The organism is Corallincola luteus, from assembly GCF_004336975.1.
Lineage (GTDB): Bacteria > Pseudomonadota > Gammaproteobacteria > Enterobacterales > Neiellaceae > Corallincola > Corallincola holothuriorum.
In genome coordinates this window covers 82785-98636 of the sequence record NZ_SJXE01000002.1, presented here as the reverse complement: position 1 = coordinate 98636, position 15852 = coordinate 82785, and the positions used below count along the sequence as shown (strand labels likewise).

Genomic DNA, 15852 nt, shown 5'->3' with positions numbered 1-15852 from the left:
ACTGGATCATATCTTTGGGCTCACCCCAACTGCGCCTTGATCTTATCCGCCACCCGAAACGCATTGGCGTAGATGGTAAAGGTGGGGGTCACACTGCCGCCGTTGGGCATAAAGCTGCCGTCGGTGACAAACAGGTTATCGGCGCCATGCACGCGGCAGTCGGCATCCAGTACCGATGTTTTAGCATCGGTGCCGAAGCGACACCCGCCAGCAACCAGGTTCGAGGTGGGTGAAGAAAACGCATTACCCCAGGCGTGTTGTGCGCCCATCGCTTTCATCACGGCCACACCTTTATCCACCAGGTACTGCGCGACTTTTAGATCGTGGGGATGAAAGCCAGCCCGCACTTTGGCGACAGGCGAGCCCCAGCGGTCCTTCTCCGTTGGATCCAGCGACACATAACACTCGTCATTAGTCAGCCAGTCGCAGAACACTTCAAACTTAAAATCTTTCTCGCCGCTAAAGTGCGATTTCAGCCGCCGCTTTAACGCACTGCCCCACAACAGATTGCCATCCTGCCACTTCAGGCTGTTGGCATCTGCCGTTGGACTGGGAGGATCAAACACGAAATCCAACGTGCCGCCTTTAACTGGCCGCGAAAAAGCCTGTTTGTCGTCGATCACGTACCAATCTTGTAGTGCACGATTAAAGAACGGCCCGCGCATATGAAACTGCGCCGCTTCCAGTTCACTGAATTTATCGTATTCAAACACGCCATGGCCGGTGCCACCGGCGCAGCAGTGCAGATTCTTGCCCACTTGGTCATGGTTATTACCTAACCCCTGTGGGTGTTTCGGCCCCGGTGAGCTCAGCAGTAATCGGGCACTTTCAATGGCATAACAAGCCACCACAAACACTTTCGCCTGTACCCGTACCGACGCCCCTGCTTTATCAAAGTAATCAGCTGAAGTGACCTGCCCCCGGTTATCGCTATTTAAGCGATACACCTTGGCGTGAGGGATCACCTGACAGTGGCCTTTCGCCACCACCTGATCTAGCAGCGCCGCCCGCGAGCTGGCCTTGGCCCCGGAATGGCAACCGTAGCTACCGCAATAACCAGAGTATTCACAACTACTGCGGCCATTAAATGGCAGCGACAAAATACCCCGCGCCATCGGCAATGGGTGGTATCCCAGAGACTGACACGCCTTATCAAAGCGATTGGCAATAGGGTGTTCTGCAGTCGGAGGAAACGGATAATCAGGGGTTGAACGTGGCTCTAAGTGGGGATGCTTCACCACCTTGCCGGACACGCCCACCAGTTGTTCTACTTTGGCATAATAGGGCTCAAGTTCATCGTAACTTATCGGCCAATCGACGGTGTTCGCCCCTTTTATCCCGCCAAACTCTGATTTTAACCGAAAATCGATCGGCTTCAGGCGATGAAAATAGCCACTCATAAAGTTGCTGGCGCCGCCAACAATGTTGCCCCCCCAAAACTGCGCAGTGGTTTGCCGCGACCACTCACCATCGTCGGGCTCTTCCAGTACATGATGTTCCGCATTTAACTGCGAACGAAACGCATCATGGCGGGTAAGCTGCTCATCTTTGAAGAAGTCGTTTTCTTTAAACCAACCGCCCTTCTCCAGCACGCCAACCGAATAGCCGGCTTCAGCTAACGTATGTGCCACTGGGCCAGCACCTGCGCCACTGCCAACAATGCAGATATCGAACGCCAGACCTTGTCCCTGCTTGATCTTATCTTCCATGACTAAGACTCCTGCATATAACGGTGATAGGTATGATCTTTATCCGGGCGGGGATAGCCGGGTTGGTGCTGTAACCACTGCCAGCCAACCCCATTAGGGTTACCGCCATACACAGGATCTAAGGTCAGCGCCTCCATCACGTAGTAGAGCAGCAGTGACAGCCAGTTTTCACCGGCCTGACTTTGGCTTACCTGACGTAATAGCGTGTCTTGTTGCTCACGGTTAAGCGCGCTGAACGACTGGCCATGGCTGGATTTAGCAAGATCTTCCAGCCAGCCGACGCCCTGCTTCACAAACGCTTTATCGCCCTCTTCTGCATTGGGGGGATCGTCCAGTGCCCACTGCAGATAATCGAGGGCATGAAGATCCCGCGCCGACGGGCCATCGCCATCATCGGGGAATAGCTGCATCTGTACAGCATCCAACACCGCCAGTTCTTGTTTACTCAGATTATCGCTGTCCGCAGGGGCTGCACCTTCTGCATCCGCGGCCAACACCTGCCCCGGCTTACTGGCCAGTAGCCCGGCCAGCAGCAGTGCCGCGCCACTGCGCTGCAAAAACGCACGCCGACTAACGCCGCTGTTAAAGATAAATGCCTGCGACTTAGCAGCGCGTGGCGAACCCTGCAGCGATTTAAACTTGCCTGCCGTTTGCCGATCAGGTTTTAGCATGCTGCGTCTCCCTCACACTGCCCGGCCAACTGGGTGTCGCTCGGTTCAGATAACTGATTCCAGGCCGCCAGATGAGATGCCAGCTGCTTCGGCACACCATCCCGATGTCGGATCACCCCATTGATGTCGACAATAAACTCTGTGGGGGTACCCCATACGCCATACTGGTCGGTCACCTGCGCCCCATGATCGAAGGCCAATGGGTAATTGATGCCGTACTCAGCCTGAAACTCCGCCATCAAAGCAATGGAGTCATCCCAACCGGTATTAATCGCGAATATCTCCAGCTGCTGAGCAAACTGTTGCTGGCGCTTAATCAAGGTAGGCACTTTATGAATACAGTGGCCACACCAGGTATTCCAAAACACCAGGTACACCGCCTTTTTGCCCTTGTAATCACTGAGGCGAAACGCTCTACCATCGGCGTCCGTCAGGGTAAAGTCAGGGGCAATGTTGCCCTCTTCACTGCCAACCACTGGCGCGACGCTGAGTGGTGCCCTCCCCCCCGTATCGGCAGCCAACCTAGGCGAAATAAACGTCAGGCTCAGCAGTGTGCTGGTTAGAAAGGCGTTAATAAAAGACATCTCAAGCGCACCTATGATGATTAAAAAGATAGCCGTTGTTAGCAGGCAGACCGCCTAACCTCTGATTATCGTTCACACTGGCGCTAACAAACTCAAGCCACGCGCCCATCTGTTGATCTTAGTCAGTTTTCACCCGCAGCCGCCACGCGATAACTAAGCAACACGGAACTCAACTGCTGATTTTTTGTCCAACGCCAGTATGAACGGATTAAAGAGGTACCGTTATGTTGATGTTACTACTGACCGTGATGGCATTATTTTTACACATCTATTTTTGGCTTTTCTGCCGCTTAGACAAAGGCATAGAAACAAACTACAACCAAAGCGGCGAGCTGGAGATCGTGCGATTTAAAGACCCAGAGCATGGGCCGAGAATGGTTTAGGTTAATAGCTCCAGTTTAATGCTGAGTGCGGCTATCTCTAGCGGTATATCAACTTAAAGGTGTTATACCGCTGGCCAGTAACCAAGCAGTTTACCCACTAAAAATATAATTAGACCTACCTCGGCGACAAAAAACGTGCCGCTTATTAAGATATCACCCACCACCAGCCACGAATTCATTTTGCGGTATTCTACGGCCACTTCACGCCTGTAGCTTGCTGAGAATATCAGCCCCCAGATCCGAACCAACCAATGTGGTCCACTCGCTATCTCAGATAAGAGATCAAAGAACACTCCACTCCCCCAACAAACACCATTCTCAATATAAAACTCTGCTGTGACATAGATATCCACCCAACTTCAACCAGCATAACCGATTGACTAAAAAGGCATAAATTATTGGCGACAATAAAATCACACACCAGATTAAATAACACACCCGACACCTACCCCAAAAGTAACTTTTGAAATACCACTTTAGGGATAATCGCTAGTGCAAGTTGATCTGACCCCGCGTCAGATTTGATCTCATTTCGTTAACATCCGCTCGTTTTTTATTCCGATGGTCAGTATTAGGAAGTGGTATGAGCAAAACACGTTTAGTGGTGATTGGTAACGGTATGGTGGGTCACCGCTTTATCGAAGAGCTGGTGGAACGTGCCCCAGCTGAACAGTTTGAGATCACCGTGTTTTGTGAAGAGCCAAGAGTCGCTTACGACCGTGTGCATCTCTCCGCCTATTTTGGCCACCATACAGCCGAAGAGTTGTCACTGGTTAAGCCCAATTACTACGAAAAGCACGGTATCAAGGTGCTGATTGGCGAGCGTGCCATCAATATCAATCGAGCTGACAAAATTGTTTACTCCAGCGCTGGGTATGAAGTCAGCTACGACAAACTCGTTATGGCAACCGGCTCTTATCCCTGGGTGCCGCCAATTAAAGGCGCTGAGCAGAAAGATTGCTTTGTGTACCGCACCATCGAAGATCTGAAAGCGATTAAAGCCGCATCCAAAAACAGCAAGTCTGGTGTTGTTGTCGGTGGCGGCCTGCTAGGACTGGAAGCGGCAGGCGCACTGCAGGCACTAGGCATGGAAACCCATGTCATCGAGTTCGCTCCGGTACTGATGGCAGAGCAACTCGACCAACAGGGTGGCGAACAACTACGCCGCAAAATCGAGCAGCTGGGTGTGCAGGTACACACAGGTAAAAACACGCAAGCGATCATCTATCACGGCGATAACGCAGCAGGGGAACAAGCCCGCAACACCATGCAATTCGCCGATGGCAGTCAGTTAGAGGTCGACTTTATTGTGTTCTCTACCGGTATTCGTCCCCAAGACAAGCTGGCTCGCCAGACCGATCTTGCGATCGCCGAACGCGGTGGTATCTGCATTGATAATCACTGCCTCACCTCAGACAAAGATATCTACGCCATTGGCGAGTGCGCATCCTGGAATGGCCGTTTCTTTGGCTTAGTTGCGCCGGGTTACAAGATGGCGCAGATCACCGCAGATCATCTGCTCGGCGGTGACAGCCAGTTTGCAGGCGCAGACATGAGCGCCAAACTGAAACTGCTGGGCGTGAATGTCGGTAGTATTGGCGATGCCAACGGCCGCACAGCGGGGTGTAAAAGCTATGTTTACCTCGACGAGCAAGAAGAGGTCTACAAACGCCTGATCACCTCCAACGATGGCAGCAAACTGCTTGGTGCCGTATTGGTGGGTGATACTTCAGATTATGGCAATCTGTTGCAGTTGATGCTGAACGAGATCGACCTGCCGAAGCACCCAGACACATTGATTCTGCCCGCTCATGCCGGTGCGGAAAAGCCCGCCATGGGTGCCGATGCGCTGCCCGATTCAGCCGTGCTCTGTTCCTGTTTCGACGTCACAAAGGGCAAGATCGCCCAAGCGGTAGCCGACGGTCACACCAGCATGGCCGAATTGAAAGCGGCCACCAATGCCGGCACCGGTTGCGGCGGCTGTGTCCCTATGATCACCCAGGTACTGAATGCCGAGCTGGCCAACGCCGGTATCGAAGTGAAAAACCACCTGTGTGAACATTTTGAATACTCACGCCAAGAGCTGTTTCACCTGATCCGCGTCGACAAGATCAGCAGCTTCGAGCAACTAATCAGCAAATATGGCCAGGGTTATGGCTGTGAAGTCTGCAAGCCGACCGTGGGCTCTATGCTCGCCTCTTGCTGGAACGAGCACATCCTTAATCCAAACCTCGTCGGCTTGCATGACACCAACGACAACTTCCTTGGCAATATGCAGAAAGATGGCACCTATTCGGTGATCCCGCGGATGGCCGGTGGGGAAGTCACCCCGCAAGCACTGGCGGCACTGGCAGCCGTTGCTGAAGAGTACAAGCTGTACACCAAGATCACCGGCGCCCAGCGTATCGGCCTGTTTGGCGCACAAAAGGATGATCTACCCGCCATCTGGGGCAAGCTGATCGCCGCAGGATATGAAACCGGGCAAGCGTATGCGAAAGCACTACGGATGGCGAAAACCTGTGTTGGTAGCACCTGGTGCCGCTTCGGTGTGCAAGACAGTGTTGGCCTTGGCTCTCAAATTGAACATCGCTATAAGGGCATTCGTACGCCACACAAAATGAAGTTTGGTGTCTCCGGCTGTACCCGCGAATGCGCGGAGGCACAGGGTAAAGATCTCGGCATTATCGCTACCGATGCCGGCTGGAACATCTATGTATGTGGTAATGGCGGCATGCAGCCCCGCCACGGCGATCTGCTGGCCAGCGATCTCGACCAAGCTACCCTGCTGAAGTACATAGACCGTTTTATGATGTTCTATATCCGCACCGCCGACAAACTGCAGCGCACCTCGGTATGGCTGGATAACATGGAGGGCGGCGTCGACTATCTGCGTGACGTCATCGTCAACAACAAATTAGGCATTAACGACCAGTTAGAACAAGACATTTGCACGCTGATCAATAGCTATCAGTGCGAGTGGCAAGCCACACTGGATCAACCAGAGCAGCTAGAACGTTTTGCGCACTTCATCAATAGCGACCAGCGTGATGACAACGTGCAGTTTGTGCCTGAACGAGAGCAGCATCGCCCAGCATCCATTCAAGAAAAATCCCCCGTATTTAACATCTCACTGGAGGAAACGGTATGAGCCAGTGGACCGACGTTTGTCAGTTAACACAAATCACCCCAGGCACAGGTGTATGCGCACTGGTAGGCGGCCAACAAGTTGCGATATTTCGCCCCCACACCGATGAGCAGCTATTCGCTATCAGCAACATGGACCCATTTGCTCAGGCCAATGTGCTGTCGCGGGGCATTATTTGCCAGCATGACCAGCAACTGTGGATAGCCAGCCCGCTTAAAAAGCAAAGATTTAACCTTGCCGATGGCCGTTGCTTGGACAACCCAACCGTCACGGTGGCCAGCTATCCGGTGCAGGTTCGCAGCGGTGTGGTCTCGGTACAGGCATAACGAATTCAATTTAACTTAGAAAATTAGGGAACAATATGGCTTACGTAAAACCGGCAGAACTTGCCCAACAGATGATAGATGCGGGTGAAAGCAAAGTATTTATGTCGACCCGCGACACTCTTATTCGCGGCATCATGGCTGGTGCCATCCTGGCCATTGCGGTAGCACTGGCAGTCACCACCGCGGTACAAACTGGCGTACCCATTATTGGTGCCTTGGTCTTCCCCGTTGGCTTCTGCATTCTCAACCTGATGGGCTTCGACCTGTTAACCGGTGTGTTTGCCTTAGCCCCGTTAGCCTTATTCGAGAAGCGCCCCGGCGTGACTAAAGCGGGCGTATTCAGGAACTGGTGTTTAGTCGCCTTAGGCAACTTGATCGGCGCGCTTGCCGTGGCTTTCTTAGTCGCGCTCACCTTTACCATGACTTTTACCGTTGAGCCCGGCGCCGTCGGCCAAGCCTTTATCAAAGCGTCCACCGCCCGCTCGTTAGGCTTCGCCGAACATGGCTTAGCCGGTTGGGTCACCGTCTTCGTCAAAGGCATTCTGTGTAACTGGATGGTCTGTCTGGGTGTCGTCGGTGCCATGGTATCGCGCTCAGTCGGCGGCAAGGTGATAGCCATGTGGCTGCCTATCTTTATCTTCTTCGGCTTGGTGTTCGAGCACGCCGTGGTGAACATGTACCTGTTCCCACTGGGCATGATGTTGGGCGCTGAATTCACCATCGCGGACTGGCTGATCTGGAATCAGATCCCGGTAACGCTAGGTAATTTAGTGGGTGGCTTACTGGTCACCGGTATGAGCATCTATATCACCCACGGAAAAACCCTGCCAGCGCGTAATGCAGAAGCGGTGTAACTCGATATAACCGTCGATTTTTAAAAACCAAAACAGAAAAGGGCAAGCGGAATCGCTTGCCCTTTTCTGTTTTCATGCTCAAGACTTATTCTCTATTCATCTTTTCCATCGACACTATCACTATCCTTGTTCACTACCTTCTCAACTGCATCAGCAAGCCTTTTCGCTTCACGATTGTTCTGTTCAGTTGACTTCACCTGTAATTCCATCAGATCCACCATCTTCTGTTGAGGTGAATTCTTGCCGTTATATATTCGAGCAACAACGAGCCAAATAATGACCACTATAATCATTGGCCCCCACCCAACCAAGAACGCAGCCAGCGGACTTCTTTCATCATCTGATGAAGCTGTGCTATTGCTGCATTCTCCGCTAGGTATTATGTCATACGAGTTTAGAATACGGACTGTGTGAGAGGCGTAGGAAGAGCTCGGCATTGTGGCCAACGTGTAGACTTTAAAAGTTCCTTTCTCGCCTTCAGGCACAACCAATGGATAGAGGTTCTCAGCAACAGCATCAATAAGGTTGCCCTGTTCATCAAAAAAGCTCACCTCAACCAAGACTTCTTCAGCAGGGTAAAGGTTTCCATTATTGATAATGCCAACAACATTGACCCATTGAGCACCGTCATTTTCACTGTATATCAATGACGATCTTTCCACTGTGAGCTCTGCATAGGCAGAAGCCATAGCAGTGGACAAAATAATAAACAAACTGAATAAACTTAAAAATTTCCTTTTCATTACGACTCCTGAACAACCTATATCCACTGTCACTGACCAGCATAAAAATTTAAATTAAACAAAAGATTACAACAAACAGCTACCGACTACGAATTTACTGAATACGCAAAAGCAGTTCGATGGCAAGCTTTCCATCGTTTGTAGACCTACCCAGTTCAATGCTCATCCCCAGCATAGATCCACATTGACGCTGTGCTGCCTGCACGCTCAAAACCCATGGTTTGATAGAAAGCGATGGCGTCACCGTCGGCGGTGAGCATCTGCTGGTGAAAATCTGCATATTTGCTTTGTAGCGCTGTCATGATCTGGCGGCCAATACCTTTGCCCTGAAACTCGGGATGCACCAGCATATGCGGGTAGTAGACCACCAGGTGACCATCAGAAATGGCGTTGGCTAAGCCGATTAAACGCCCATCCAAGCGGGCGGTCACTAAGCCGTGGGAGCCTCGCAGTGCGGCGAGGAGTTGTGACGGTTTGTCTGCCGCAGACCAGCCAACGGCGCGATACAGGGCGACCACTTCGTCGCTGGTAAGCTCATCCTGTGAACTGATAACCACTTCCATCTAAATCTCTTATATCAATGAGTTGCTGTGGCTCACTAGGTTCTAATAAATCGTGACTGGATTGCAAATAAAGATAAACGTTCCATCGATTACGTAAGTACCATCACTGACAACACAAGTTAACTGGATCGCCCTTAACGCTCAGCCTCCATGCAGTGCCTGCACCGGATCTTGGCGCATCGCGCGCCACGCAGGCAGCAATCCGGCGAGTAGCCCCACCAGTGCCGATAGCAGCAGGGCGGCAAACAGAAATAGCGGCTGGATCACCAGCGGCAATCCGGGCACTGCCAAGGCCAGTAGACTTTGGGTCGCCACAACGATCAGTAAACCCGCAACCCCGCCGGCAAGTGCCAAGGTCACCGCTTCACCAAGAAACAGAATGAGTATCAGATATCGGTTGGCACCGAGCGCAGTTAACAAGCCCACCTCAGGAATTCGCTCCTGCTGGGCGATACTCATGATAGTAAAAATCCCCACTGCGCCCACCAAGAGAGAGATCCCACCCAATCCACCGATGGCGGCTTTGATGATGGTCAGCACCTTATCCAGACTGGCCAACATATCCTGTTGGCTATAGAGGGTAAAATCTTCACGCCCATGGCGACGATACAGGTGATTGAATATGCGACGATTAATCTGTTGATCGGTCAACTCCGGCCGGTACACCACATCGATCTCCATCAGGCTTTCACGATCGAATATCGCCAACGCCAGCGCGGCAGGAAGATAGATCACATCGTCCAGATCAAAGCCCAGAAACTGCCCTTTCGGTGCCATCACCCCGATGACACGAAAGCGGCGGTTATCCACCCGGACAAACTCGCCTAACGGATCTTTGAAAGGAAACAGTTCTGCAGCGAGCTTAGACCCCAACACGGCCAATGCCCGCGGTCGTTTACTGTCATCGTCTGGCAGAAACTGGCCGCGGGCGACACTGAAACGCCAGGCATCTGCAGCTTGATGGTTCACCCCCAGCAGATCGCTACTGCGGAGCAAGCCGCCCGCTTTTAGCTCCGCGGTACCTGAGATCACCGGCACCACCTGCTCCACGCCCGGCAAGCGTTGCAGGCTGTCGGCATCCTCCAAGGTCAACGGACGCACCGTGCTGATAATGCCGCCGGAGATCCCCTGGGTGGTGACTTTACCCGGCGTTACTGCCACCAGATGGCTGCCAAACTGGGAAAAGTTATCCAACAAATAGAGCCTGACCCCCTCGCCAATGCCAGTCAGCGTTGTGACCGCCGCGATCCCGATCGCAACCCCCAACGCAGACAGCAGATTTCGGCTGCGTCCGGCAGTCAACGAACGCCACAGCCAGCGCAACATATCTTGTGTTCTCATAGCGCACCACCGCGCAAGCTTTCTACCGGCGGTTTTTGTGCCGCACGGGACGCTGGCATCAGCGCAAACAGCAGCGCCACCAGCGGTGCACAACAGAATGCCGAGACCGCCGCCCATAACGGTACCGCCAGCGGAAACGCCGGATACCACCATGCCATGAGCGCCACTAGCAGGTAGCCGCAAACCATCCCCAATAGCGCCCCAGCCAGTGACAGCAGCGCCGCCTCAGTAAGGAAGATAGCCCGTACCGTGTGATTATCTGCCCCCAGCGCCTTTAACAGGCCGATCTCACTGGCCCGTTGATGGGTGCTGATGAGCATGATGTTCATCATCATGATCCCGGCCACCACCAGGCTGATTGTGCCGATCCCTGCCACCGCCAGCGTCAATGTCAGCAGGATATCGCCAAAGGTACTGAGTAAGGCATCTGGACGCAGCACAGTAATATCTTCCACCCCTTGATGACGATCGGCCATCAGATGGATCACCCGCTGCTGTAACCTGACCAGCGACTGCCCGCCCGCCGACTGAATAAACAAACGAAACAGACCTGAGGTGTTAAACAGCGCCTGTGCCGACGCCACCGGGATCAGTACCGCCTCGTTCAGACGCAAGCCCATATTGCTGCTGTTACTCTGAAAGACACCAATGACCCGAAAGCGGCGGTTATCGAGACGCAGCCATTGTCCCAGAGGCGACTGCTGCGGATACAGTTCGGCGGCCAGATCACTGCCGATAACACTGACCGATTGCGCCCGCTCTACAGCCCCTTTCGGCAGCCCTTGGCCAGCAATCAGATCGAGGTTGTGGGTAGTAAAAAATGCCTCACTGGTGCCCAAGGTAATAGCCTGACGATTACGGGCGCGATAACTGGCTTCTGTGGTGCCAATAATCAGCGGGGCCGCGACAATATCGGCGATCTGCTGTTGCAAGTAGCGCATATCATCGAGGGTAATATCTCTGGCACTGGCACCAGTGATCGGCGGTAAACCACCGGTGGTCTCTTTTTTGCCCGGCAGCAGGATCAACAGGTCTTTCCCAAGAAAGGCAAACTCGTTATCAACGAAGTTCTTGGCACCTTGTCCCAGCGCGGTCATCACCACCACGGAAGCGACACTGATCCCGATGGCCAGCAATAGCATGACGCCACGCAACTTCTGGCGCACCAGTGCCGCCAGCGCAAAACTCAGTAGATCGGTACTACGCATGGTCACTATTACCGTCACTGTCACTGACGATAGCGCCATCAGCCATACGGATCTGCCGACTGGCGCGGGCACCGAGTTCAGGATCGTGGGTGACAATCAACAGCGTGATCCCCTGCTCTCGATGCAAAGCTTCCAGCAGTTCAATCACCTCCTGACCGGACTGACTATCAAGATTACCTGTGGGTTCATCCGCCAGCAGTAAGCTCGGCGACATGGCCATCGCCCGACCTATCGCCACCCGCTGGCGCTGGCCACCGGAAAGCTGATGGGGTTGATGCCTAACACGATCCTCCAGCCCCAGTTGTGCCGCCAGTCTATTGATGATCTCATGGCGCTGTGGCGGTGCTATGCCTGCCAGCGTTAACGGCAACTCCATGTTTTCGAAGGCAGTTAGCCTTGGCACCAGATGAAATGACTGAAAGATAAAACCGATAGAGCGGCTACGCAGCGTTGCCAACGCCGATTCTCCCAAGTGGGCGGTATCTTGAGCATTGAGCAGATAGTGACCGCTATCGGGGCGATCCAGTAAACCAAGCACGTTGAGCAGTGTCGACTTACCTGAGCCTGATGGCCCCATCACCGCCACATATTCGCCATCCCGTATCGCTAAATCGACCGCTTTCAAGCCATCCACCCACTGATCGCCTAACTGAAAACGTCGACTGACATGCTTTAGTTCAATCATCTGCTAGCTCAATCACCGTTCCGCCTGCTGCTGACTCGGTTTTGCACTCACGACCATACCCGGAGTGAACTCAATCTTGGCGGGGTAGCGCACCAGCTGATCGCCCTCGCTGAGGCCTTGTTCGATGCTGATCCAGCTCCAATTACGCAGCCCGGTTTCAGGTGTCACCAGATGCAGGATTTGGCCATCCCAAATATAGCCCTCGCCCTCCTCCCCTAACGACTCAGCCGGCAGACGCAAAGTGTCGTCTAAGCGCGCCACCTCAATCTCCATATCTGCGCTGTAACCGATCAACATAGGGCGATCGACAGGAAAATTGGACAGTTCCGCTTCCACCTCCACCGTCCGTGACTGCTTTTCCAGATCTAGTACATAGGGCGCAATACGACGAACCCGCGCGGCAAAGGATTGCCCGGGGAGCGCGTCCAAGGTAACGATCACGGGCATGTCGAGTGCCAGCTTAGCGGCATCCACCTCATCGATAGGCGCGGAGACATAGAAACAGCGATCATCCAGCAGGTCGATCGCCGGTGGCGTTGCCACACCAGGGGGCGAAGGCGTCAGGTACTCGCCCAACTCACCATTCACTTCGGCGATCACACCATCGAACGGCGCATAAAGCTGGGTCTGTTTGATATGGGCCCGCTGCAGTAACAAACGCGCGGCGATCGTTTGCTCACTGACTTTCGCGGCTTCGCACGCCAGTTCACTGTTGGTAGCGCGGGTACGGGCATTATCAGCACTGGTTTCTGATGCCATGTTGCGTTTGACCAAGGTTTCCAAACGCGCAGATTCGCGGCGGTCGAACTGTGCTTGCAAACAGCTTTGCTGACGCACCAAGGCACTGTGAGCCAATTCCGCCTCGGCTTGCGTCACACTGGCGGTGAGATCCTCATTCCACAGCTCCAGTAGCTTATCGCCCGCTTTTACTCTATCCCCCTCTTGCACCAACAGGGTGGTAACAACACCACCTAACGGCAGCGCCAGACGGGAGCGATGGCAGGACTTAACAGTGCCAGCACGGGTATTGACCACCGTTTCCACCACCGCACCCCGCGATACAGACACTAGCTCAACCATCAGCGGTTGCGGACGCTTAAACCACAGCAATAGCGCGGCGATAAACAGCGCCACTAAGACTATCCAAATCTTCGCCTTCACCTTGGCTCCCGTCCTTTGCCATCCTCTCTCAAAGCATAGCTGGCGCTGAAAATGGCCTATACCCAGCGCGTAGTGTTTTCACCATGATTTTGATCTGTATACGCTTTTTTATGCAGCTAACGGATTGCTGTCGCGGTGATCTGATAGATCGTCATTCCTCTGTCTCAAAAATAAGCGACTGCCGCATTGGGCTAGCCAATCGGCACAAAACTGATCGAGCGCAAGACCCAACCAGACTTAACTTTCCTTAACAATCATTCCCGCCGATTTGTGGTCATATAAATAGGGAGAGTTCTCCGTCACAAGGCTGATAAATTATGCGTCGCTTCTCTGTTTTACTTTGCTCGCTTTTTGCCGCCACGACCCTGCTCTGGTTGATGGCTGAAAATGGCGAGCACCTAAAGTGGGCCTACTTCCCGATCCGTCATTACATGGTGCAATATTCTGGCGTGATGGCTATCGCGGCGATGAGTGTCGGTATGATTTTAGCCACTCGTTTACCCATTCTTGAGCGCCTGACCGGCGGCTTAGATCGCGCCTATCGGCTACATAAATGGCTGGGCATTAGCGCCTTGGCCTTAGGTGTTTTGCATTGGTTCTGGGCCAAAGGCACCAAGTATATGGTGCAACTGGAATGGTTAGTGCGACCGGGGCGCGGCGGCCAAGGTAGATCACACGGTACGGGTGATGGATCAGTGATCAGTACTTTCCTACATCAAAATCGTGACTTAGCCGAAATCATCGGCGAGTGGGCGTTTTATCTGCTGGTGATCCTGATCGCCGTATCACTGTACAAAAAGATCCGTTACGGCAGCTTTATCAAAACCCACAAAGTGATGGGCGTGCTCTATCTACTACTGGTATTTCACAGCGTGGTGTTGATGCGCCATAGCTATTGGGAAGCACCTTTGGGCTGGGTGCTGGGTGGCTTGATGGCGTTGGGGACACTAGCGGCAATTTATTCTCTAGCAGGCCGCATCGGCCAGAACAAACAGTTACACGGCACGGTGAAGCAACTGGACTTCTTCGAACATAACCAAGTGCTGGCAATCGATATCGATACCGATCAGCGCTGGCCGGGACACCAAGCCGGGCAATTTGCTTTTCTGCACTTTGAGGGCGAGGAACCGCACCCCTTCAGCCTGACCTCTGCGCCCACAGAAAAGGGTATTGTGAGCTTTGAAGTGAAAGCGCTGGGTGACTTCACCCAACAGTTACGTCAACGTATTAACAAAGGAGATGCTGTCAGTATTGAGGGGCCTTATGGCAAGTTTGATTTTCAAGACAATCAAAGCCATCAACTATGGATAGCCGGCGGCATCGGTATCGCTGCATTTAAAGCGCAACTGCAACAGATAAAACAGAGCGGTAGCATGAAACCTGTCACTTTGTTCTATTCCACCCAGCAGCCTGATGAGCGCTATATTCAACAACTGCAGCAGCTCGCCACAGACGCAGGGATCACGCTACATATCCATGACAGTGTGCAGCAGGGCTTATTAACCACAGAGATGATTTGCCAATACTGCCGCTACTGGCGTGACAGCAGCATCTGGTTCTGTGGCCCCAAACGGTTTGCCGACGCATTGAAAAAGGGGTTTGCCAAACAAGGTATTAGCGAGCAGCGCTTTCATAGCGAACTGTTTGAGTTTCGTTAGACCGCTGTATTTAGTCAGCAACGGAATTCCATTGGCGAACGCTCTGCAACACCCTATAGTAGGCCGATTAAATCAGCCCACGCTGATAGCAAAACATAACCAAAGGCCAAATCATGAGAGACGTTGAATTAACCAAAGAACCCGTCGAGTTATATAAGATATTAAAATTTGAGGGGCTGGTAGAGAGTGGTGCTGTCGCCAAACAAGTGATTGACGAAGGTTATGTGTCGGTCAATGGCGAAATGGAGATCCGCAAGCGCCGTAAGATCGTTTCTGGTGATGTGATCGAACTGGGTGACGATAAATTTCGCGTGGTTTTGGCGGGGCAGTGATAGCAAGAATCAATCAGATTACGACCATCGGGACGACTGCCTGAACGGGGACTGAATGACAGTCCCCATTGATAAGGCGTCTCTAAGCTAGTTCATCAAATGGAGGATGCAGTAAATCTTCTAGCGGTATGCTTGTTTTCCCAAGCTTCTCTTCTGCCTGATAAACCTTAACCAGTTTAGCTAGCTCAAGCTCATACATGTAACTACTCTCTTCATAATCATCACCATCCACAGTACAAGATTGAGACAGAAAATCATTATGTTTAATAGCCGTTTGAAGCGCTTGAATGCAAACAGACAAAGACCTCAGTTCCACATTAGGCATGTTTAACACCTTTAACTCGAATACCCGCATCATAAACAAGTTTATCGAGTGCACGAATCAACTCTTATTTAGACATATTGTAATTAGCTGGTATTGGTTGGGCAGTAAGCAGAGCTCTTAGCTCTCCAGAGCAAATACGTCGATGAAGCCAGCAACGATGAGCA

16 protein-coding genes are annotated in these 15852 nt (G+C 52.6%); 6 read left to right on the top strand and 10 right to left on the bottom strand.

Annotation, left to right across the window (positions count from 1 at the left end; translation table 11 throughout):
* Positions 1–20: 20 nt before the first annotated feature.
* Genes EZV61_RS07010 through EZV61_RS07000 form a run of 3 tightly spaced genes read right to left on the bottom strand, consistent with a single transcriptional unit; the run spans position 21 to position 2964 of the window.
* Positions 21–1709, bottom strand: coding sequence for a GMC family oxidoreductase (locus tag EZV61_RS07010; RefSeq protein WP_131414780.1), 1689 nt, complete (start codon positions 1707–1709; stop codon positions 21–23).
* Positions 1710–1711: 2 nt separating this feature from the next.
* Positions 1712–2380 carry a gluconate 2-dehydrogenase subunit 3 family protein gene (locus EZV61_RS07005; protein ID WP_131414779.1) on the bottom strand — a complete coding sequence of 223 codons (669 nt, stop codon included), beginning with the start codon at positions 2378–2380 and terminating at the stop codon, positions 1712–1714.
* Positions 2374–2964, bottom strand: a complete 591-nt coding sequence (locus EZV61_RS07000; protein WP_131414778.1) for a peroxiredoxin family protein — start codon at positions 2962–2964, stop codon at positions 2374–2376. Before EZV61_RS07000 ends, EZV61_RS07005 begins: the two co-directional genes overlap by 7 nt.
* Positions 2965–3188: 224 nt before the next feature.
* Between EZV61_RS07000 and EZV61_RS19425 the strand changes: the two genes are divergently transcribed.
* From EZV61_RS19425 to EZV61_RS06980, 4 genes are all read left to right on the top strand, one after another.
* Positions 3189–3347, top strand: a complete 159-nt coding sequence (locus tag EZV61_RS19425; protein ID WP_165419335.1) for a hypothetical protein — start codon at positions 3189–3191, stop codon at positions 3345–3347.
* Between the two features lie 583 nt (positions 3348–3930).
* Complete coding sequence (gene nirB / locus EZV61_RS06990) at positions 3931–6495, top strand: nitrite reductase large subunit NirB (RefSeq protein WP_131414776.1); 2565 nt, start codon at positions 3931–3933, stop codon at positions 6493–6495.
* Positions 6492–6818, top strand: coding sequence for a nitrite reductase small subunit NirD (gene nirD, locus EZV61_RS06985; protein ID WP_131414775.1), 327 nt, complete (start codon positions 6492–6494; stop codon positions 6816–6818). The genes nirB and nirD overlap by 4 nt, the downstream gene beginning before the upstream one ends.
* 35 nt (positions 6819–6853) lie before the next feature.
* On the top strand, positions 6854–7672 hold the full coding sequence (locus tag EZV61_RS06980; protein ID WP_114337473.1) for a formate/nitrite transporter family protein: 819 nt from the start codon (positions 6854–6856) through the stop codon (positions 7670–7672).
* A gap of 92 nt (positions 7673–7764) precedes the next feature.
* On the opposite strand, the gene EZV61_RS06975 is transcribed toward EZV61_RS06980, so the two are convergent.
* The 6 genes from EZV61_RS06975 to EZV61_RS06950 form a co-directional block, all read right to left on the bottom strand.
* Positions 7765–8415 carry a fimbrial biogenesis chaperone gene (locus EZV61_RS06975; protein WP_131414774.1) on the bottom strand — a complete coding sequence of 217 codons (651 nt, stop codon included), beginning with the start codon at positions 8413–8415 and terminating at the stop codon, positions 7765–7767.
* Between the two features lie 155 nt (positions 8416–8570).
* Positions 8571–8978 (bottom strand): GNAT family N-acetyltransferase, encoded by a 408-nt coding sequence (locus tag EZV61_RS06970; protein WP_130566770.1) that lies wholly within the window; start codon positions 8976–8978, stop codon positions 8571–8573.
* Between the two features lie 141 nt (positions 8979–9119).
* Positions 9120–10319 (bottom strand): ABC transporter permease, encoded by a 1200-nt coding sequence (locus EZV61_RS06965; protein ID WP_130566769.1) that lies wholly within the window; start codon positions 10317–10319, stop codon positions 9120–9122.
* Positions 10316–11527: an ABC transporter permease gene (locus EZV61_RS06960; RefSeq protein WP_131414773.1), complete on the bottom strand. Its 1212-nt coding sequence runs from the start codon at positions 11525–11527 to the stop codon at positions 10316–10318. The genes EZV61_RS06965 and EZV61_RS06960 overlap by 4 nt, the downstream gene beginning before the upstream one ends.
* Positions 11520–12212 carry an ABC transporter ATP-binding protein gene (locus EZV61_RS06955; RefSeq protein WP_131414772.1) on the bottom strand — a complete coding sequence of 231 codons (693 nt, stop codon included), beginning with the start codon at positions 12210–12212 and terminating at the stop codon, positions 11520–11522. Before EZV61_RS06955 ends, EZV61_RS06960 begins: the two co-directional genes overlap by 8 nt.
* Positions 12213–12224: 12 nt before the next feature.
* Positions 12225–13373, bottom strand: coding sequence for an efflux RND transporter periplasmic adaptor subunit (locus EZV61_RS06950; RefSeq protein WP_205695339.1), 1149 nt, complete (start codon positions 13371–13373; stop codon positions 12225–12227).
* A 317-nt stretch (positions 13374–13690) separates the two neighbouring features.
* On the opposite strand from EZV61_RS06950, the gene EZV61_RS06945 reads away from it, so the two are divergent.
* Together EZV61_RS06945 and EZV61_RS06940 are read left to right on the top strand one after the other, a co-directional pair.
* Positions 13691–15031: a ferredoxin reductase family protein gene (locus EZV61_RS06945; protein WP_131414771.1), complete on the top strand. Its 1341-nt coding sequence runs from the start codon at positions 13691–13693 to the stop codon at positions 15029–15031.
* 113 nt (positions 15032–15144) lie between these two features.
* A complete protein-coding gene (locus tag EZV61_RS06940) occupies positions 15145–15363 on the top strand; it encodes an RNA-binding S4 domain-containing protein (RefSeq protein ID WP_114337466.1) in 219 nt (72 codons plus the stop codon).
* An 82-nt stretch (positions 15364–15445) separates the two neighbouring features.
* Here the strand turns inward: EZV61_RS06940 and EZV61_RS06935 are convergent, their stop codons facing one another.
* Positions 15446–15688, bottom strand: a complete 243-nt coding sequence (locus EZV61_RS06935; RefSeq protein WP_114337465.1) for a hypothetical protein — start codon at positions 15686–15688, stop codon at positions 15446–15448.
* Positions 15689–15852: the final 164 nt, after the last annotated feature.

What these genes read in the sequence shown, in the direction of transcription:
- EZV61_RS07010 (WP_131414780.1), bottom strand. Translation starts at nt 1,709, where the DNA reads ATGGAAGATAAGATCAAGCAGGGACAAGGTCTGGCGTTCGATATCTGC.
- EZV61_RS07005 (WP_131414779.1), bottom strand. Translation starts at nt 2,380, where the DNA reads ATGCTAAAACCTGATCGGCAAACGGCAGGCAAGTTTAAATCGCTGCAG.
- EZV61_RS07000 (WP_131414778.1), bottom strand. Translation starts at nt 2,964, where the DNA reads ATGTCTTTTATTAACGCCTTTCTAACCAGCACACTGCTGAGCCTGACG.
- EZV61_RS19425 (WP_165419335.1), top strand. Translation starts at nt 3,189, where the DNA reads ATGTTGATGTTACTACTGACCGTGATGGCATTATTTTTACACATCTAT.
- nirB (WP_131414776.1), top strand. Translation starts at nt 3,931, where the DNA reads ATGAGCAAAACACGTTTAGTGGTGATTGGTAACGGTATGGTGGGTCAC.
- nirD (WP_131414775.1), top strand. Translation starts at nt 6,492, where the DNA reads ATGAGCCAGTGGACCGACGTTTGTCAGTTAACACAAATCACCCCAGGC.
- EZV61_RS06980 (WP_114337473.1), top strand. Translation starts at nt 6,854, where the DNA reads ATGGCTTACGTAAAACCGGCAGAACTTGCCCAACAGATGATAGATGCG.
- EZV61_RS06975 (WP_131414774.1), bottom strand. Translation starts at nt 8,415, where the DNA reads ATGAAAAGGAAATTTTTAAGTTTATTCAGTTTGTTTATTATTTTGTCC.
- EZV61_RS06970 (WP_130566770.1), bottom strand. Translation starts at nt 8,978, where the DNA reads ATGGAAGTGGTTATCAGTTCACAGGATGAGCTTACCAGCGACGAAGTG.
- EZV61_RS06965 (WP_130566769.1), bottom strand. Translation starts at nt 10,319, where the DNA reads ATGAGAACACAAGATATGTTGCGCTGGCTGTGGCGTTCGTTGACTGCC.
- EZV61_RS06960 (WP_131414773.1), bottom strand. Translation starts at nt 11,527, where the DNA reads ATGCGTAGTACCGATCTACTGAGTTTTGCGCTGGCGGCACTGGTGCGC.
- EZV61_RS06955 (WP_131414772.1), bottom strand. Translation starts at nt 12,212, where the DNA reads ATGATTGAACTAAAGCATGTCAGTCGACGTTTTCAGTTAGGCGATCAG.
- EZV61_RS06945 (WP_131414771.1), top strand. Translation starts at nt 13,691, where the DNA reads ATGCGTCGCTTCTCTGTTTTACTTTGCTCGCTTTTTGCCGCCACGACC.
- EZV61_RS06940 (WP_114337466.1), top strand. Translation starts at nt 15,145, where the DNA reads ATGAGAGACGTTGAATTAACCAAAGAACCCGTCGAGTTATATAAGATA.
- EZV61_RS06935 (WP_114337465.1), bottom strand. Translation starts at nt 15,688, where the DNA reads ATGCCTAATGTGGAACTGAGGTCTTTGTCTGTTTGCATTCAAGCGCTT.